The sequence below is a fragment of the Photorhabdus aballayi genome (genome assembly GCF_026153155.1).
Classification (GTDB): Bacteria; Pseudomonadota; Gammaproteobacteria; order Enterobacterales; family Enterobacteriaceae; genus Photorhabdus; species Photorhabdus luminescens.
Map to the genome: position 1 here is coordinate 16,570 of NZ_JAPFCD010000046.1, position 20,973 is coordinate 37,542.

General features: G+C 48.4%; 8 protein-coding genes. 1 reads left to right on the forward strand and 7 read right to left on the reverse strand.

Annotated features, from left to right (window positions below; all coding sequences use genetic code 11):
• Positions 1–743: 743 nt before the first annotated feature.
• The 7 genes from OO184_RS18755 to OO184_RS18785 form a co-directional block, all read right to left on the reverse strand.
• Positions 744–10,664, reverse strand: a complete 9,921-nt coding sequence (locus OO184_RS18755) for a non-ribosomal peptide synthetase (protein ID WP_283256349.1) — start codon at positions 10,662–10,664, stop codon at positions 744–746.
• Positions 10,665–11,854: 1,190 nt separating this feature from the next.
• Positions 11,855–13,183: an MFS transporter gene (locus OO184_RS18760; RefSeq protein ID WP_265380481.1), complete on the reverse strand. Its 1,329-nt coding sequence runs from the start codon at positions 13,181–13,183 to the stop codon at positions 11,855–11,857.
• A gap of 247 nt (positions 13,184–13,430) precedes the next feature.
• Entirely contained in the window at positions 13,431–14,972 is a 1,542-nt protein-coding gene (locus OO184_RS18765; protein WP_312023709.1) for an NAD(P)/FAD-dependent oxidoreductase, read from the reverse strand.
• Between the two features lie 57 nt (positions 14,973–15,029).
• Positions 15,030–15,398 carry a DUF805 domain-containing protein gene (locus OO184_RS18770; protein ID WP_265380482.1) on the reverse strand — a complete coding sequence of 123 codons (369 nt, stop codon included), beginning with the start codon at positions 15,396–15,398 and terminating at the stop codon, positions 15,030–15,032.
• Between the two features lie 33 nt (positions 15,399–15,431).
• Positions 15,432–16,709, reverse strand: a complete 1,278-nt coding sequence (locus OO184_RS18775; RefSeq protein ID WP_265380489.1) for a 4-aminobutyrate--2-oxoglutarate transaminase — start codon at positions 16,707–16,709, stop codon at positions 15,432–15,434.
• Positions 16,710–17,077: 368 nt separating this feature from the next.
• Positions 17,078–17,851, reverse strand: a complete 774-nt coding sequence (locus OO184_RS18780) for a nuclear transport factor 2 family protein (RefSeq protein ID WP_265380483.1) — start codon at positions 17,849–17,851, stop codon at positions 17,078–17,080.
• A 15-nt stretch (positions 17,852–17,866) separates the two neighbouring features.
• Positions 17,867–19,297: a gamma-aminobutyraldehyde dehydrogenase gene (locus OO184_RS18785; RefSeq protein WP_265380484.1), complete on the reverse strand. Its 1,431-nt coding sequence runs from the start codon at positions 19,295–19,297 to the stop codon at positions 17,867–17,869.
• 779 nt (positions 19,298–20,076) lie between these two features.
• On the opposite strand from OO184_RS18785, the gene OO184_RS18790 reads away from it, so the two are divergent.
• Positions 20,077–20,973: Rpn family recombination-promoting nuclease/putative transposase (locus OO184_RS18790; protein WP_265380485.1), on the forward strand; the 897-nt coding region annotated here is incomplete at its 3' end.

Here is a 20,973-nt window from a genome sequence, read left to right on the forward strand (position 1 = left end):
AATAAAAAGGCAAAAAACCAATATTACTAGCACATACCATGTATAACATTAAGAATATTAATCTAATATTTAGATTAACGAAAAAACAAAAGTACCATGAATATGATTAAAAAAAATAATAAATATCATGATATTCAAATATTCTTAAAGACAGACAATTCATCCCTTAAATAATAAAACCTATTGTACTATTTTCCTCCAGACTGAATTTTTTACGCCGCCACCAGAATGTTGAATATATATAAATCCCAAACTTCCTCACATCAGCCGCGTATCCGTACCTGCACTACGTAGATTTCCGCTTCAATGTTCGATAGGTTTTATCATGGTCTGCTTGGAGCCAAGATATTTTTCCTTATTAACTTGTTTCAACTACCTTTCAGAATACTATTTACTGAATTCATATAATATTCACAGCATTCAATATATTGATTATATTTTAATTATTATGCGAAACCACATCAGATTTAAATAAAATAAAAAAATAATAACAATAGTAAAATCTTGACTAAATAACTTATATTGCAATTATCATTTCATTTATTTTTCAATAAAAAATCCGGTATAAGAATATATACCGGATTATTATATCAAGGTTAAATCATTAATATATTATACCCGTTATCTTTCAAGTTGCCTCTTTGTTGGCTGCGTTCGCTCACCCCGGTCACATAGTTATCTATGCTCCCGGGGATTCACTCCCTTGCCGTCGCGATGCATCTTGAAATCCATAGGGTATAGTATTACACCGCCTCCTTATCACAACCGGTTGCCAGCGCCATATTTAAGGCCTGAGCTAAAGCAATTTTATTCTCATCATCTTCCAATAAACTAAAGTGGTCACCCGGAATAGCAATGAGCTTAAGCGAAGTATCGGCTATTATCTGCGCCCAACCTAGCGACGAATCGATATTTAAAGGCTCTGACTTTTCATCCGCCACAAAAGAAATAGATGGGTAAGGTTCCACCGCATAAAACTGATGCAACGTTACCGTTAATGCTGGCGGCTCATAATTTCTGACTATTTGCTCATAATGCTCCATCTGTTCCCAACGCTTCGCCATTAAGTCAGCACTCAAATTGACGGGATATAACGCCAACTCCTGCGCCGTTGCAATAAACTGCACCAAATTCAACTCATCAATTCGTTGATACAACGCCGCAACCTGTTCAGAATGTTCTTCCCCTAATTGCCTGACCAATTCGGTAAAAAATTGATGTTTTGGTTGCGCTATCTGCTGACCAAAACAATGAGGGACAAGCGTGTCAATCAGCCCCAGGAAATTAACCCGTTCGCCAGTACTCAAAAGTTGTTGGGCGATGGCATAAGCCAATACTCCACCAGAAGAGTAACCCCCTATCCGATATGGGCCTACCGGTTGAACAGATTTCATCAAGGTGATCATTCTGGCAGCTTGCTCTTCCATCGTTGACATCGGTTCTTCACTGATGGCAGGCCAAGGCAGCGCATAAATCGGATAGCCCGACGGAATATGCTGAGCCAGCCCGAAAGCATAGGAATAGTCACCCATGCCACTGGGAACAAAGAACAACGGCAATCCTGTTCCATCAGGTCGTACCGATATGGCGCTGTTTTGCGGTTGATATAGTAAATCTGAGGCGATTTTTGCAGCCAGTTCAGCTAACACCGGGAATTGGAACAGGGTATTCAATGTGCAAACCATCCCTCGATCAGCGGCAATATTCGTCATTCGCATAGCGAGCAGTGAATGGCCTCCCAATGCGAAGAAGTTATCATGTCGGCTGACCTGCTCAACACCCAATAACTCACACCAAATAGCCGCCAGAGCTGTCTCGGTTTCCCCTTGCGGCGCTTCATAAACCTGACGAGAAAAATCTTCCTCCCGCGGTGCCGGTAAGGCCCGGCGATCCAGTTTGCCGTTCGGAGTTTGCGGGAAGGTATCCAGACGCACAAAAGCTGACGGCACCATATAATCTGGCAAAATGGCACTCAGATGAGCACGCAAGCTGGCTGTCAAACCTTCATGCGCTTCCGCTGCCACATAAGCGACCAAATGCTTGTCGCGGCCATCCTCCCACACCAACACCGCTGCCTCTTGCACTGCCGGGTGTTCCAACAACCGGATTTCAATCTCTCCTAGCTCAATCCGGAAACCGCGAATTTTTACCTGCTCGTCGTTACGGCCCAAAAATTCTAGATTGCCGTCCGGCAAGTAGCGGGCCAAATCCCCCGTGCGATACATCCGCGCACCAGATACCGGACTAAAGGGATCAGCTATAAAACGTTCCGCACTCAGTTCCGGCTGGTTAAGATAACCCCGTGCTACACCGACGCCGCCAATATACATTTCACCAACGCAGCCTAATGGGACGGGCTGACCGTATTTGTCCAGTAGGTAGACACAGCTATTTTTAAGCGGCCGGCCGATAGAACTATCATCTGTCGGGGATGATATCTCCTTGCAGGTCGCCGTCACGGTATTTTCCGTCGGGCCATAGGCGTTCAACAATCGAGGTCGATGGGTTTCTCGCGCAAACCACTCCTGAATAGCGCTCTTTTTAACTGCTTCACCCCCAATAATGATGAACCTGAGGCAATCCGGTAGCGGTAATGCATTGTTTCCGGCAATCAGTTCAGACCAAAATAACGCTGGCAGAGACATTACCGTAATACGGTTCTGACAGGCTAAGGCAATAAATTCCTGCATTGAAGTCAGCCAGCGCTCATCACGCATGACCAATGTGGCGCCATTACATAATGACAAGCAACATTCTTCTACTGAAACATCAAACGCAAAAGAAGCAAATTGTAACAACCGATCTTGTGCAGTGACCACATAGGTCTCATTAAAACCTAGATGACGTTGATACACCGCTTGGTGTTCTATCATCACCCCTTTCGGCTGCCCGGTTGAACCGGAGGTATAGATGACATAAGCCAGATGTTGTGGCGTCAACTCGGCTACCAGTGGGTTACTGTCCGGCTGGTCTGGCAGAATATTCGAGTCAAGTACCGTTAGCCCGACCAGTGCCTGTTCACCAAGCGCCGCCCGGCCAGCTTCATCAACCAGTACCACGAGCGGCTCCGTGTCACTCAGAATATACACCAGACGTTCTCCCGGATAAGTCGGGTCCAGCGGCACATAAGCCCCGCCAGCTTTCAGTACCGCCAACAGCGCCGCCACTATCGCCGGTGAACGTGCCATACAAATCGCCACCCGCTGATCCGGCATGACGCCCAATGCAATCAGTTGATGGGCAAGTCGGTTGGCGCGAGCATTTAATTCAGCATAGCTGAAATGCTGCTCTTCATACACTAACGCGGTCGCCTCCGGGGTTCTCTCTACCTGTTGTTCAAACAGTTGGTGAATACATAATGGGTCAGGATACGGGTTTTCCGTGGTATTCCAAGTTTCCAGTAACAATGTACGTTCCGTTTCAGGCAGGATGTTCAGCGCACGTACTGGCGTCTCCGGGGCTTGTTCAAGCGCGTCCACCAGACTTTCCAGCGCCTGTTGCATATAACCGCATAGCCGATCAGGCTCAAACGGCTGCACCACCAAGGCGGTCAGCCCCAACGTGGAACCACCGTCTTCTATCGACAGTCCAAACGGATAGTTCGTTCGTTCCTGTCCGTCCAGAAATTCAATACCGCTGATGATATCATCCGACGTTGCCGATAAGGCATTGTGTCGATAGTTGAACAGAGCGCTAAAGAGTGGTGTACCGCTGGCGATACCACTGCACCGCTGAGCCAACGCCAGTGAAGCATGCTCATGCTCCAGCAATCCAGCCAGTCGCAGATGTACTGCACGCACGCTGTCCTGCACCGGAGTGTCATCAACATCCAGTCGTAACGGCAAGGTATTCATAAACAGCCCCATGCCATTATCTGCCCCTTCTCCTGCCTCCATGCGCCCAAACAGGACGGTGCCAAACACCACTTTCTCCTGCCCGCTGGTATGCGACAACACCTGCGCCCAGGCCAGATGACATAACGCCGCCAGACTGACGCCCAAACGCCGGGCCTGACTACGCAGGCGATCATTTAATGTCGCTGTTAGCGCCCGGTGAGCTTCCCTCATCTGAGATCCGTCACGATGCACCTCCGCCAGTCCGAATGGCAACGTTGGCTCATCCACCGCCGCCAACATCTCAGTAAAGAAACGGGTATGCTCTGCCTGACTCCTCCCAAACCGGGCCTGAGCCACCAGATTGCGGAAAGGAGCCGGCGCCGGCAGACTATCCCCCTGCCCGGTAAAATAGGCCTGCACTTCACGGTGCATCACTTCCAGCGTTTCATGATCGCCAATCAAGTGATGCTGCAATTCCAGTAAGAACCAGCGGCCATCGGTTTCCTGAGTGATGACAAAATGCAATAGCGGTGCCTGACTCAAATCAAGACGATAATGTCCCGGGTCAAAACGCCGGGTTAACTGGTCAATGACCGGGCCGTCAGCCGGGTCCAACGTTAGTTCCGTCACCGGCAATTGCGCCCGGCGCAAAACCACCTGCGCTGGAACGGATAACCCTTGCCAGATAAAAGCAGTACGCAAGATGTCATGGCGGTCAATCGCCTGTTGTACCGCCGCCAGATAACGATCCAGCAGAGATCGATTCTCAAAGATCACCGGGTAGAGCAACAGATACGGGTCGCCTGCCTGTTCCAACAAGTGATGGAACAGAATACCGTCCTGCAACGGCGACAGGGCATAGATATCCTGAATATTGGCGACTCCGCCCGGTACTTGCCCAACAATGCGATCAATATCAGTTTGAGTCAGATCAATCAGCGGCAACATCGCCGGCGTCAGCGCCGTGGTGGCAGGGGTAATGACGTTAGGCGGCACCACTACAACCTGATGCTGCCCCAATGTTTGCGCCAATTCTGACAACACCGGATATCGGAACAGATCACGCGCTGTCAACGCCAACCCCAGACGACGTAAGCGTTCAATCATGCGCACAGCGAGCAGGGAATGGCCGCCCAACACGAAGAAGCTGTCATGTCGGCTGATCTGCTCAATGCCCAATAACTCACGCCAAATGGCAGCGAGGGCGATCTCAGTCTCCCCTTGCGGGGCTTCATAAACCTGACGGACAAAATCTTCCTCTCGTGGCGCCGGCAATGCCCGGCGATCTAGCTTGCCGTTCGGGGTCTGCGGGAAGGTATCCAAACGCACAAAAGCTGACGGGACCATATAATCAGGTAAAATCGCACTCAAATATTCGCGTAAACCGGCAGCCAACTCCGTATTCGCTTCCGCTGCCACATAGGCAACCAGACGTTTGCCCTGCCCACTCTCCAGCGCCAACACCGCCGCTTCTTGTACTGACGGGTGTTCCATCAATCGGGTTGCAATCTCCCCCAGTTCAATTCGGAAACCTCGAATTTTTACCTGTTCGTCGTTACGGCCCAGAAATTCCAAGTCGCCATCCGGCAGGTAGCGAGCTAAATCGCCAGTGCGGTACATGCGCGCACCGGATACCGGACTAAAGGGATCAGGTATAAAACGTTCTATACTCAATTCCGGCTGGTTAAGATAACCCCGAGCCACGCCCACGCCGCCAATATACATTTCGCCAACACAGCCTAACGGTACCGGCTGACCATCTCTGTCCAGCAGGTAGATACGGGTATTTTTAACCGGCCGGCCGATAGAACGATCATCTGTCGAGAATAATATCTCCTTACAGGTCGCCGTCACGGTATTTTCCGTCGGGCCATAAGCGTTCAATAGTCGGGGACGATGCACTTCCCGTGCAAACCACTCCTGAACCGCGCTCTTTTTCACTGCCTCACCGCCAATGATGATGAGTCTGAGGCAATCCGGTAACGGTAATCCATTATCTCTGGCCACCAGTTCAGACCAAAATAACGCCGGCAGAGACATCACAGTGATTTGGTTTTGCCAGGCTAAGGCAATAAATTCTTGCATCGAAGTCAGCCAATGCTCATCACGCATCACTAACGTGGCGCCATTACACAATGACAAGCAGCATTCCTCTACTGAAACATCGAATGCAAAAGAGGCAAATTGTAACAACCGGTCTTGCGCCGTGACAGCATAGGTCTCATTAAAACCCAAATGACGTTGATACAGCGCCTGATGTTCTATCATCACCCCTTTCGGTTGCCCAGTTGAGCCAGAGGTATAGATGACATAAGCCAAATGTTGCGGCATCAATTCGGCTACCTGTGGGTTACTGTCCGGCTGGTCTGATTGAGTATTCGGGTCAAGTAACGTCAATCCTGCAAGCGTTTGTTCACCAAGCGCCGTCCGACCAGCTTCATCAATCAATACCACGGACGGGGCGGTATCATTCAAAATATACGCCAGACGTTCTCCCGGATAAGTCGGGTCCAGCGGCACATAGGCCCCACCGGCTTTCAGCACCGCCAACAGCGCTGCCACCACCGATGGAGAACGAGCCAAGCAAATCGCTACCCGCTGATCCGGCACTACGCCCAGCGCAATCAACTGATGGGCCAACCGGTTGGCGCGGGCATTTAATTCGGCATAACTGAAAGTCTGATCTTGATATTCTAATGCCGTCGCATCCGGGGTTTTCTCTACCTGTTGCTCAAACAGTTGATGAATACATAACGGGTCAGGATACGGAGTTTCCGTGGTATTCCAGGTTTCCAGTAATAATGTCCGCTCCGTTTCAGGCAGGACATTTAACACACGTATCGGCGTCTCCGGGGCCTGCTCAAGCGCTTCCACCAGACTTTCCAGCGCCTGCTGCATATAACCGCATAGCCGATCGGGATCAAACGGCTGTACCACTTGAGCAGTCAGTCCCAACGTGGAACCACCATCCTCCACCGACAACCCAAACGGATAGTTAGTCCGCTCCTGTTCGCCCAGGAATTCAATCCCGGACATCGTTTCATCCAGCGCCGCCGGTTGCTCATTATGACGATAGTTGAACAGAGCGCTAAAGAGTGGGTTTTCACCCTGAACACCACTGCACCGCTGGGCCAGCGCCAGTGAAGCATGCTCATGCTCCAGCAATTCCGCCAGTCGCAGATGCACCATATGCACACTATCCTGTACCGGGGTATCATCAATATCCAATCGTAACGGCAGGGTATTCATAAACAACCCCATGCCATTGTCTGCCCCTTCCCCTGCCGCCATGCGTCCAAACAGGACGGTGCCAAACACCACTTTCTCTTGTCCGCTGGTACGCGACAGCACCTGCGCCCAAGCCAGATGACACAACGCCGCCAGACTAACACCCAAACGCCGAGCCTGACTGCGTAGACGGTCATTTAACGTAGTGGTCAGCATCCGGTGGGCTTCCGTCATTCGAGATCCGTCACGATGCACCTCCGCCAGTCCAAATGGTAACGTTGGCTCATCTACTTCCGCCAACATGTCGGTAAAGAAACGGGTATGTGCTTCCTGACTTACGCCGAGCCGAGCCTGAGCCACCAGATTACGGAAAGGGGCTGGCGCTGGCAGGTGTTCTTCCCGCCCGGCAAAATACGCCTGAACTTCACGATGCATCAATTCCATCGTTTCATGGTCGCCGATCAAGTGATGCTCCAATTCCAGTAAGAACCAGCGGCCATCAGTTTCCTGAGCGATAACAAAATGCAGTAGCGGTGCTTGACTCAAATTAAGACGATAATGCCCCGGATCGAAACGCCGGGTTAGCTGGTCAATGACTGGGCCGTCAACCGGGTCTAGCGTCAGTTCCGTCACCGACAACTGTGCCCGGCGCAAAACCACTTGCGCCGGGGCTGATAATCCTTGCCAAATAAACGCCGTCCGCAGGATGTCATGACGATCAATCGCCTGTTGCACCGCCGCCAGATAACGGTCCAACAGAGACCGGTTAGCAAAGGCCACCGGATAGAGCAGCAGATAGGGGTCGCCTTCCTGTTCCAGCAGGTGGTGGAACAGAATACCGTCCTGCAACGGCGACAACGCATAGATATCCTGAATATTGGTTATCCCACCCGGCGCCAGCTCAACGATGCGGTCAATGTCAGTCTGAGTCAAATCAATCAGTGGCAACATCTCCGGCGTTAGCGCCGTGGTGGTGGGAGTGATGAGGTTAGGCGGTATTATCACGGCCTGATGCTGCCCCAACGCCAGGGCCAAGTCTGACAGCGCTGGGGACTGGAACAGATCACGCGCCGTTAGTGTCAATCCCAAGTGGCGCAGGCGCTCAATCATGCGCACAGCAAGCAGTGAATGGCCGCCTAATGCAAAGAAACTATCATGCCGGCTTATCTGCTCAATGCCCAATAATTCACGCCAGATAGCTGCCAGAGCGATCTCAGCCTCCCCTTGTGGGGCTTCATAAATCTGACGGGCAAAATCTTCCTCTCCCGGCGCCGGTAATGCCCGGCGATCTAATTTGCCGCTCGGAGTCTGCGGGAAGGTATCCAGACGCACAAAAGCAACCGGAACCATATAGTCAGGTAAAATCGCCCTCAAGTATTCACGCAAATCAGCAGCCAACCTCTCATGCGCTTCCGCCGCCACATAGGCAACCAGCCGTTTGTGCTGCCCGTCATCCAGCGCCAGCACCGCTGCCTCTTGCACCGCCGGATGTTCCACCAATCGGGTTTCAATTTCCCCTAACTCAACCCGGAAGCCGCGGATTTTAACCTGCTCGTCGTTACGGCCCAAGAATTCTAAGTCACCATCCGGCAGGTAGCGCGCCAAATCCCCGGAACGATACATCCGCGCACCGGATACCGCACTAAAGGGATCGGGTATAAAACGTTCCTCGCTCAATGCAGGCCGGTTCAGATAACCCCGAGCCACCCCGACGCCGCCAATGCACATTTCACCAACGCAACCTACGGGTACCAGTTCACCATATTGATCCAACAGATAGATGCGGGAATTTTTAACCGGCTGGCCGAGAGAACGGGCATCTTCCGGGGATAACACCTCCTTATAAGTTACCGTCACGGTATTTTCCGTCGGGCCATAACCGTTCAATAATTGGGGCCGGTAGCCTTCCTGCATAAACCAGTCCTGAATGGAGTTCCTTTTTACCGCCTCACCACCAATCATGATCAGCCGGAGACAATCCGGCAGAGGCAACCCGGCCTCTCTGGCCGCCAGTTCAGACCAGAATAAGGTCGGCAGAGAAATGATCGTAATACGATGTTGCCGGGTTAAAGCAATAAATTCCCGTACCGAAGCCAACCAGCTATCATCCCGGATAACCAGTGTGGCCCCATTGCATAATGCCGAGAAAAATTCTTCTACTGAAACATCAAACGCAAACGCGGCAAATTGCAACACCCGATCTTGCGCAGTAACGGCATAGGTGTCATTAACGCCCAGAAGACGTTGATAAATCGCCTGATGTTCTATCATCACCCCTTTCGGCTGCCCGGTTGAACCGGAGGTGTAAATCACATAGGCCAGATGATGCGGCGTCAATGCAGCCACAAATGGATTACTGTCCGGCTGGTCAGGCGAGATATTCGGGTCAAGCACTGTCAGCCCGGTCAGGGCATCTTCACCCAACGCCGACTGCCCGCTTTCATCAGCCAATACCACTGACGGCGCTGTATCATTCAAGATATACGCCAGACGTTCCGCCGGGTAGGTTGAATCCAACGGCACATAAGCCCCGCCAGCTTTCAGCACCGCCAGCAACGCTACTACCATCGCCGGGGTACGCGCTACACAAATCGCGACCCGCTGGTCCGGTATGACACCTAATTCAATCAGTTGATGGGCAAGTCGGTTGGCGCAGGCATTTAATTCGGCATAACTGAAACGCTGCTCCTGATATTCTAACGCCGTGGCTTCTGGGGCTTGCTCTGCCTGCTGCTCAAATAACTGGTGAATACATAACGGGTTAGGATCGGGGATTTCAGTGACATTCCAAGTTTCCAGTAGCAATGTACGTTCAGGCTCAGGCAACATATTAAGCTGCCCAACAGGGATTTTATCCCCTATCCTTTTCGATACTGCCAACACCTGTAAATGCTCGTTCATCCGCAAAACGACTTCTGTACTCAAGCGATTTTCATCGTAGAGCCAGCGAAAACCTCCCTGCTCATTTATCTGGAGGGTCAGCAATTCGCCGGATACCCTCTTATCTCGCGGCCTATCGCTCTTTATTAACGAGATAGCGATTCGCCACGGCCGGCTTGTCGCCAGCGCCGGGATAGCATGCAATGAAGGAGAACAAGAGAGGAGATCACAACTAAATGTACCGTGCTGCGCCAGCCGAGACAGCTCTTTATCAACCCAGTCAGCTACCTCATACCAAGGTTTATCAAACGCGACCTCAACGGCCATAGGCACCACCGGCGCCTGATCTGCTGATTCATCTTTTACCTCATCCACGCGCCAACCGACTTGGAATGCGGTCTGCTGAGTTAGACGCGCAAGGTAAACGACAAATACCTGCAACAATGTTTGCAATGACTCCTCTTCGCCATTTTTCGGCAAAGGAGGCTGCCAAGCGCTCATTGCCCATCTGGGTTCTGTTTGCTCTCCGTCGGTTTCGAAAGGTAGCTGGATGGGTTGCAAAGCAACAAGACGCTCATACCAGAATAATTCACTGGGGGTGAGTGTCTGAAGGATATTCTTTGTATTTTGAGTCTGTTGTGAAACGTCATTCGCGTCGGTTATATTTTTCGACGTCTGAGTTTTAAACGCACTTCCCGCTTTAGCAATGTTATTTTTCATTTACTACCTCAATGAATCTGTTAGAAATTTGAAAACCGTCATTCCCGACAGTCATCACTAATGTTTCTCTCCTACTTCTTGCCCAAAAATAAAAATAGACACATCAGCTATCCATCCAAAAGACTCAGATACCGGATGCCACTGCTCGATTAATTGACTGCAACTTTTGTTGACTGACGCCAAATTACATAATGAAAAAATTAACCATTAACTGCATTTATTATCCATAATTACCAAATAACCTTTACATTTTATCCATTCCCCATTAATACCTACTTAAAACCATTTCACAAAAAATCAAGTATTTTTAAAGACAAAACAGACCAGTTTATATTTAACTATCAGAATACTACTTTGACAATCACCTATAAAATAATCTCCATTCCAATAATAAAATGATATACTAATTCAAAATAAAGTTATTCAATAGGTATAAAATAATCCTGTGAATTCAATTATATCAAAATATAACGCCAAGCTAAAAATAATTCATAAAAAATTATTTTTCAACAATAAGACAATACCGCTAACGAATATACCAAAAATGCAAAAATAAAAATTATATTTAACTTAATTACATATATTCTGTAATAGTTAGAGCGTAAAAATATAGATATTATTATGTTAACAACCATCGAGAAACAATTTCAAATTAAAATAATTTAATTTTTCATTGCTTTATAATAATATACAGAGCAATCTATACACTACTCAATAATATTTACTGCTGCATAAAATAAATATCCTCCCATTTAAATGATTTAACTTTAAGACATTCTATATCTCATTTAAACTTTAAATATAAAAATAATTTTTTCACCACATATATTTATAACTAAATACCTATATTAAATTATTTATTGAAATCATAAAAAACAATAAAACATTAATTTAAATTTTATAATCAATATTATTTTGAAAATAGCACAAATATTAACATTTACCATCCAATATCGTATTTAATATTCCAAAACAAATAATTAAAAGCAAAGCACCCTCTTATATTTTCATATTTCAATTATTCAAGGTTAGCTATTTAGAATATATTAGCCACCTGTTATTTTTATAAATTTATACCCGTCATCTTTCAAGTTGCCTCTTTGTTGGCTGCACTCACTCACCCCGGTTACATAGCTCTCTATGCTCCCGGGGATTCGTTCACTTGCCGCCGCGCTGCAACTCGAAATCTATTAGGTATATTTATTCCTTCTATAATTCACATCCTTAAATGTTAATGATACAGCGGCTAAAATAGCCGGAATGGATAAAACGGCAAAAATACTACTGTAACTTAATTCAAGCTTGATCAGTTCTGCGCCAAATAAAGTACCGAAAATCCCGCCGAATCTGCCAAATCCTAACATCCAAGCTACCCCCGTCGCCCGGCAATGAGTCGGATAAAATTGTGCAGAGATGGCTCCCATCGACGCCTGAGCGCCATTTAGCGCCATCCCGGCAAGAAATATCAGAATACTCAATAATAATACATTTTCTTCCAGGCCAATAAAAAAGACCAAAATACCCGTTAGGGCATAATTAATTGCAACCACCTTATGAGGATTAATTCGATCCATTAACCAACCGGAAAAAATCGTACTTATTACGCCCCCAAAAGGAAATAATGCTGTCAGTGTTGCCGCCATGCTAATACTAAAACCAACATCGTTCATTAAAAATGGCATCCAACTTGTCAGAACATAAAAAACCAATGCTCCCATGCAATAAGTTATCCATAACATTGCCGTTCCAACTAAGAATCTATTGGATAAAACCGTTTTAATTGACGACTTATGTATAATTTCTTCTCCATCAAAGGTAAACTTGTTTATATCATCCAAATTATTGCCGGTCATTTTAGACAAAATTCGTCTTATATTATCCTCTGCTCCTCCTTTCAAAACAAGATACCTAAGTGATTCAGGTAATAAAGAAAAGAGAAATAGAGATAGAAATAACGGCAAAATACCGCCTAAAATCAAAACTCCCTGCCAACCAAAATATGGAATAATCCATGCAGAAATTACCCCGCCTATCGCTGCGCCAACAAGAAAACCGCAAAAAACAATATTGATTAACAAAGATCGCCGATTCTCTGGCGCATATTCAGATATTAAAGTTATTGCATTTGACATCGCGGCCCCAAGACCTAACCCCGTCAAAAAACGCAAAATAGTTAATGTCTGAATTGAATCTGCAACAGCGGTAGCAAGACTTAACAGGCCAAAAACAGTGACGGATATTGTCAACACTGACTTTCGACCAAACCGATCTGCAAGTGGACCCGCAAAAATCGAACCCAACGATAACCCAAAAAGGGCAGCGCTCATCGTCGGCCCAAGAACAGCACCTTCTACTTTAAAATCATTGACCACTGCTGATGCAATATACCCCATTAATACCGTGTCAAAACCATCAATAACGACAATTAAGAAACATAGAATTAATACCTGCCATTGAACTTTCGAAAACTTTTGATTATTAATAATATGTTGGATACTAATTGTTTTAGTGCTATTCACCTTGAACCACCAATGCCAAAAAATTCATTATCCTTAATTATAAAGATAAATTATCCGTTTAATAATAGATATAAAGAAAATTTATTTTTAATGTTTTCCGCATTACTTTTATTTACGTTAATATTATCACAATAAAAAATAACTAACGTTATTATTCCAAATTTATAATATTCCCATAAAATATTTCCATTGACTGACAATCATATCTTTAATTTAAAATCTCTGTCCTCTGTCCTCTGTCCTCTGTTCAGAACGAAACCATATCTGCCGGATTAAAGGTGCTTATTACTCCCAAAACACCCTTAGCCAACGGAATAGCTACCGGAGAGAGATAGGAACCCAACGGGAGACTCACGTGGTCAATGCGGGTAAGCACGGTAAAATCGTCATTGCGTCTGGTAAGATCGTCGCTGATAGCTTTGCCAATGCGCACTGTCTGCGCCACTCCATGACCACTCCAGCCATGCACCATATACACGGGTACTCTGTCGCCGCTCTTGCGGGCATCAGTGATGCCGTTCAGAGTCAGATCGCTGATCCCGCCCCAGGAATATTCTAGTTCGGCTTTTTCCAACTGCGGGAACACCGTTCTGATACGCCCAAGCAGATAGTTGTTCACATCACGCGGCGACCAAGAGTTTCCAGTACCCTGTCCACCGAACAGCAGGCGGTTGTTGCGCACCGCACGATAGTAATCGACCTGTAACTGTGTATCGTAGACCGGCAGATCTGACGGGATCAGCTCTTTGACATCCACTGGCAACGGCGGCGTTACCGCCACGTAGGAGAAAAAAGGCACTGTGGTGGAAGGGCCAGAGATAAACTCACCCGTGGAAGTATGCACACCCAATACCACCGCCTTACTTGCCCTGATAACCCCCCGCTCAGTTTCTACGACTGCGCCGCTAGCATCCTGCCTGATGCTCTTCACTTTCGTGCTGTCATAGATTCGCCCACCCAGTCTGGCAAAACCATAAACCAAGCCACGCAACAGCGCCAGAGGCTGGACCTGCCCACCGATACTGTCGATATTTGCTCCATGATAAATGTTCGAACGCACATACTCTTCCTGCAATTGGTGCGGTCCGATAACCTTCATCGCCGCATCTCCCAGATGGCGCCGGGCATCGGCATTAGCCACCAGCGGCCCCATGTGGCCTGCGTGCAGCGCAGCGGTGATATGACCATATTTACGGTCACATTCGAAACCATAACGCTCACGGAGTTCATCCACGAGATTCATCGCTTCAACAGATACAAGACGCCATAAGCGTTTCGCCTCATCGAATGAAAGTTTTTCCAGCACAGTTTTAGCGTCCCAGCGTGCAATCCCTGGGGTCATCTGCCCCCCATTGCGGCCAGAAGCTCCTGAACCAATGTTATCCTTTTCAACCAGAATCACGTCCACTCCCGCCTCAGCAAGATGCAATGCCGTGGAAGCCCCCAGCAACCCACCGCCGATAACCGCAACCTCGCAGTTCTGATCTCCGGGCAGGCTTCCAAAAGCCGGCCAGTCAGCCAAAGAAGCTTCATAATAGTTGGCTGGCATGGCGTCAGCAGCAGCGTCTTTATGCCAGCTCCAGATGCGCGAATCCAATCCCAACCGGCTAACTCTATGCTGCGCATCCTCCAACAGTGTCGGCCGGAGCTTATCAACATTGACGGCCGAAGCATCGGCTGCGGTTAAGGTCCGGGCGAACAGGGATAAGTTGGGAAGTACGGATGAAAGCACTCCCGCCCCGGCGAGCGTCGCCACGGTAGAGATAAAGTCTCTTCTATTCATTGTCATTTCAGCACTCCTGTTATGATCTTGAAATCACCCACTGGCCGGGTCTGGAGAGTTTCCCTATGAGTGAGTCCGGCTATCTGAGCTATATTTATTACTGCCAAAGCTCCCTTTCAGACCGGCGAGAATCAGCAGAATAACAGTGCCGATAAACGGTATGAGATGCAGCAATAACCACCAAGCGCTACAGTTGATGTCGTGCAGGCGGCGGGCATTCACAGCTAGCGCGGGCAAAAACGTGAGCAGCAAATAGACAGCGCTGAACCAGCCCATATAAACTTCAGGATTGGCAACGGCAAAATATCTTTCAAGGAAAGAGATAATAAATACAACCAGGATCTGGAACAGAACGAAGCACCAGAACTCCTTACGTCCGGCTCGCCCTCTGAAGCATGCATAGTTCTTTAATACATTTAAATACCAACGCATTGTTATCCCCTCTTGTGAGGCAGCAGGTTCTATCTACTGTTCAGCTAGATCGAGCAGCACAGACTCCAGAATGTTGAGCGCTTCATCAAAAACGTTATTTTGTATGGTCAGCGGCGGAAGGAAACGAATCACGTTGCCATGTACACCGCACATCAGCAAGATCAGACCGCGCTCCAGCGCTTTCTGACGTACCGCGTTGGTAAAGCTGGCATCGGGTTCCTGACTGTCCGCATGGTTAAACTCCACCGCAATCATCAGCCCAAGCCCCCGCACGTCGGCAATCTGCGGGACACGCGGGCGCAGTTCATGCAGACGCTGTTTTAGCTGGTCTCCCAACTGCGTCGCCCGTACATTCAGCTGTTCTTCTTCGATCACATCCAATACCGCATGGGCGGCCGCAATCGCCACTGGGTTACCGCCATAAGTTCCCCCCAGACCACCAGGCACTACAGCATCCATCAACTCTGCCCGTCCCGTTACAGCCGCCAGCGGTAAACCGCCCGCCAGACCTTTCGCCATAGTGGTCAGATCGGCAACAACTTCATAATGCTCCATAGCAAACAGTTTGCCCGTACGCGCGAAGCCGGTCTGGATCTCATCAGCGATAAGTACAATGCCGTGGCAATCGGCAATCTCACGCAGAGCGTTGAGCAGCTCGGGAGGAGCAGGATAGAAACCGCCTTCACCCTGTACCGGTTCGATGATGATGGCCGCGACGCGCGTAGGCTCAAGATCGGTTTTAAAGAGATTTTCCAGCGCATTCAACGTTTGTTCCACACTAATGCCATGCAACCCGACTGGAAACGGAACACGGTAAACGTCGCTAACCAGCGGGCCAAACCCCATTTTGTACGGTGCAACTTTGCCGGTTAATGACATACCGAGGAAGGTACGGCCATGAAAAGCGCCGCTGAAAGCTACCACACCACTGCGCCCAGTAGCGGCACGCGCGATCTTCACGGCATTTTCCACCGCCTCAGCCCCGGTAGTGACAAAGACGGTCTTCTTCGCAAAATTACCAGGCACCAAGCAGTTCAAACGTTCGGCCAGCGCTACATAATTTTCGTAGGGCACCACCTGATGACAGGTGTGGGTAAACTGTTCCAGTTGTTCTCTGGCTGCCGCGATGACCCGCGGATGGCGGTGGCCGGTATTCACCACGGCGATACCGGCGGCAAAATCAATATAACGTTGCCCCTGAACATCCCAAATTTCAGCGTTTTCCGCACGCTCCGCATAGACTTGCGTGGTCACGCCCACGCCTTTTGCAATAGCCGCGCTGCGTCTTTTAGCTAACATAGATTCAGTCATAAATGAAACCTCCTTAGCAATCTGAAATAAGCGGGCTTCAGCAGACAAACGCCCGATGTGAATAGCGCCCAAGGCTGGCAGAAGTAGCCGATCCAGCGTCGAAACCAGCATACCCGCCGCCACAACGCCGGCAAAATCCTCAACGATGAGTACCAAGTGGGCTATTGTGATCGTGTAGGCTCCGTTGCAGACATCATCCACATAGGGACCATTGATCAACGCATATCTGCCTGTGTATGGGCATCCGGTTACGTCGCGACCGCAAGCTTCACGCTATGGTCGATCACTGCACTGTGAAATCCGCTAGTTTATCTAAAGCCACCAACCGCAACGGGTGATATTTCCGCCGCGGCGGGTATCGATTAACTCTAAAAAATACCGTGGCGATGCAGCGCTTTTGTATCCTCCGGTACCGGGGTGATAGCATCCCAAAGTTCAGCCACTTTGCCGTTCTCAATGCGCCATAGTTCGAAATAGCTGTGACGCGCTCCGGCGATACTCCCCTCCGAATGAGTCAGAACAAACTGCCCATCGGCTACCGTACGGTGAATTTTAGTGTAATGCAGCCCCTGCCCCCCATCCCTGAGTTGCTTAAGAAACGAGATAACGGCTGCCGTGCCATCGGCAATATCAGGGCTGTGCTGACGAAACAATTCACCATTAGTGTAGTTTCCAAACTCTTCGTAGTGACCCTCGATCAGGGTGCGTGTAAAAAAGTTGACCACCAGCTCGCGATTCTTCTCTCTGTCATGGTCATGGCCTGCTTCAGTCGGGCCATCTAACTGAGTCCGGCCACTGACGTTGGGTGCAGCCTGCGGCACCAGGCCGTCCCAGTGCTCTACGATTAAGCCGTCAGCAACCCGGTACAGATCGAAACCGACCAACGGCCGGTCGTCTAATCCCGTAAAACGACCGTGGATGACGACTAGATCACCATCTTGTAGTAGACGATACGTTTCGTGATGCAGTTCAGGATGTGTCCAGACCAGCTCACGCAATCCGGCAAGACCATCTTTGACCAACGGAGAATGTTCAATGAAATGCGGCGCAAAATAACGCTCAAGCGCCCCTACATCACGGTCAGTAAACAGCTCATGGTGCGCACGCGACACCAAGTCGCGTGGAGATCTATTCTGAATCATTACGGATGTCCTGTGTCAGTCGTTGGAACTCATCACGTGCTTGATACGCGTATATTCATCGAAGCCATAAGCCGACAGATCTTTACCATATCCGGAGCTCTTGAAGCCGCCGTGCGGCGCTTCTGCCGTAAGAGGAATATGGGTGTTAATCCAGACGGTACCGGAATCGAGTTCACGTGATAGGCGCAACGCGCGGCTATGGTCGCGGGTCCAGACACTGGCGGCCAGCCCGTATTTCACATCGTTAGCTTTCTCTATGGCATCCTGTTCATCGCGGAACTTTTGCACCGTGATAACCGGGCCGAAAATCTCAGTCTGGATTGCTTCGTCGTGCTGCTCCAGACCGGTAATTACCGTAGGTTCAAAGTAATAACCCGAACGTTCGGCCTGACGGCCTCCTGTTTCGATACAAGCATGAGCGGGCAAACGCGCAATGAACCCTTTGACCTGCTCCATCTGACGAGCATTATTGAGCGGCCCATATAGCGCCTCTTCATCTTCCGGAGAGCCAAAGCGGGTAGCCTTAGCTGCCGCCGCCAGTTTAGCAACGAAGGTATCGTAAACAGATTCATCCACCAACACACGCGAGGCTGCCGTACAATCCTGACCCGCATTGAAATACCCCGCGGTAGCAATGGTCTCCACCGCTTTGTCCATATCCGCATCGGCGAAAACAACCACAGGCGCTTTGCCACCCAACTCCAAATGTGCTCTGGTGAGATTAGCCGCCGCCGAAGAGGCAACCTGCAAACCTGCGCGCACGGAACCCGTGATGGAAACCATAGCTGGCGTTTTGTGTGAAACAACCAGAGCGCCCGCGCTGGCATTACCCAACACCACGTTGAATGCGCCTATAGGGAAGAACGGAGCGGCCAGTTCAGCCAGCAACAGAGTACTTTCCGGCGTGGTATCGCTTGGTTTGAGCACCACAGTATTACCCGCTGCCAGCGCAGGCGCTATCTTCCATACCGCCATCATCAGCGGGTAGTTCCACGGGGTAACTTGCCCCACCACGCCCAGTGGTTCGCGCCGGATGCTGGTCGTCATATCAGGAAGATATTCAGCAGTCGCTTTACCTTCCAGAAAACGGGCGGCGCCGGCGAAGAAACGGATATGATCTACTGACGTCGCAACTTCCTCAGAAGCAATCAGATGCTTGAGCTGCCCCGTATTGCGGCTTTGCGCTTCGATCAGACGCTCAGCGTTTTTTTCCACTGCATCGGCTAATGCCAGCAACGCCTGCTGACGTGCTGACGGTGTGCTGCGCCGCCAGATCTTGAATGCCTCTTTAGCCCCTGCATAAGCTTCATCAACATCCGCTACAGTCGCGTTAGGAGAATGCGCATAGGTTTCACCAGTGACCGGGCTTACCAGGTCAAAATATTCGGAACCTTTAGATTCAACATACTGACTATTAATAAAATGCCTGAGCGTTGGTACCGCCATAAATTTCCCCCTAATGGATTGGATAATATAAAATATAACCTATAACTTAATATATTCAATTACTATATAGATGTTAATTTTTCAACTAAAAAATAAAAATAAAAGAGTAATTAGACACATAGATATAAATTTCGACTCTCCTGTTCAGGAAAATATGCCAATCTGTGAGCAGGATCGAGAATTTTTTTAACCAGAAGAAAAAACTCTGGAACCATTCTTCGTTAGGATTATTTCCAATCGAGTCAATATTCACACATTGCTCAATTTCTAAAATTAATATTAAAAAACAAATTATTACTTGATAAAACACGATGAAAAACATAATAAAAAATATATCTTTAATTCACAGGAATTATATTTTCAAGCTTAACATTATCTCATACAGAAATTATTCTTCTTGGTATACAACTGGCAACTCATCAGAATACTGCTCGTCATAATAATGGTTCATTGCCTGCGCCTCTTGATGTCCATAAAGTTTAAAGTGATATTGAATATGATATTATTCACGACTTCTTTAGTAGATTAATTAACACAGGTATTGATGGTAAATTAAATACCAATTTGGCAGTTAGTTGGGAAGTCAAAGATAATAAAGTGTGGTTATTTCATTTAAGAGAAAGAATAAAGTGGTCTGATGTTCTCCTATTACTGCCCATGATGTGGTTTTTAGTTGGCAACGTTTAATTGATTCGAGGGGTTTAAGGTGAGTAGACCCCCATGTGAACATCTGTAGGGTATGTTAAAGTTAAACTTGGCGTTTTAGGATATGATGAACGATGAAGAAAAACACCACACCTACATTGCATGATGCTATTTTTAAGCAGTTCCTGACACATCCGGATACTGCCAGGGATTTTCTGCAATTTCATCTACCGCCGGCGTTACTCGAAGTGTGTGATCTGGAAACGCTGCAACTGGCGTCAGGGAGTTTTATCGAAGACGATCTTCGACCGTACTACAGCGACGTGTTGTATTCGTTGAAAGCTGGTAAGGGTGATGGCTACGTGTATTGTCTGATTGAGCATCAGAGTTCACCGGACAAGCATATGGCATTTCGGCTGCTACGCTATGCGATCGCTGCGATGCAACGTCATCTTGATGCTGGTCATAAAACGTTACCTCTGGTGATACCGATATTGTTCTACCAGGGAAAAGTCAGTCCATATCCGTATTCAATGAGCTGGTTGCAAGAATTTGATGACCCTAAACTGGCCGGCGAACTCTACAGTAACGATTTCCCGTTGGTGGATATCACCGTCATTGCCGATGACGAAATCATGAAACACCGACGCATGGCCGCGCTTGAGCTGCTACAGAAACATATTCGGCAGCGCGACCTGGCTGATTTACTTGAGCAATTGGTCACATTATTGCTTGAAGGATACACCACTCAGGAACAACTGGTTTCTGTGATAAACTACATGTTGCAGGCGGGAGAATCCCACAACCCGGCTGCTTTGTTGAATACTCTGGCATTACGCGTGCCACAGCATGAGGAAGCTCTGATGACTATCGCTGAAAAACTGCGCCTTGAAGGCGAAGAACGCGGAATTCAGAAAGGTATACAGAAAGGTATACAGCTGGGCGAACAAAAAGGCCGTAAAGAGGAAGCGATTAAGATTGCCCGCACTATGTTAGTTAGTGGTCTTGATCGCACGACTGTTATGAAAATG

What these genes read in the sequence shown, in the direction of transcription:
- OO184_RS18765 (WP_312023709.1), bottom strand. Translation starts at nt 14,972, where the DNA reads ATGACAATGAATAGAAGAGACTTTATCTCTACCGTGGCGACGCTCGCC.
- OO184_RS18755 (WP_283256349.1), bottom strand. Translation starts at nt 10,664, where the DNA reads ATGAAAAATAACATTGCTAAAGCGGGAAGTGCGTTTAAAACTCAGACG.
- OO184_RS18780 (WP_265380483.1), bottom strand. Translation starts at nt 17,851, where the DNA reads ATGATTCAGAATAGATCTCCACGCGACTTGGTGTCGCGTGCGCACCAT.
- OO184_RS18785 (WP_265380484.1), bottom strand. Translation starts at nt 19,297, where the DNA reads ATGGCGGTACCAACGCTCAGGCATTTTATTAATAGTCAGTATGTTGAA.
- OO184_RS18770 (WP_265380482.1), bottom strand. Translation starts at nt 15,398, where the DNA reads ATGCGTTGGTATTTAAATGTATTAAAGAACTATGCATGCTTCAGAGGG.
- OO184_RS18775 (WP_265380489.1), bottom strand. Translation starts at nt 16,709, where the DNA reads ATGACTGAATCTATGTTAGCTAAAAGACGCAGCGCGGCTATTGCAAAA.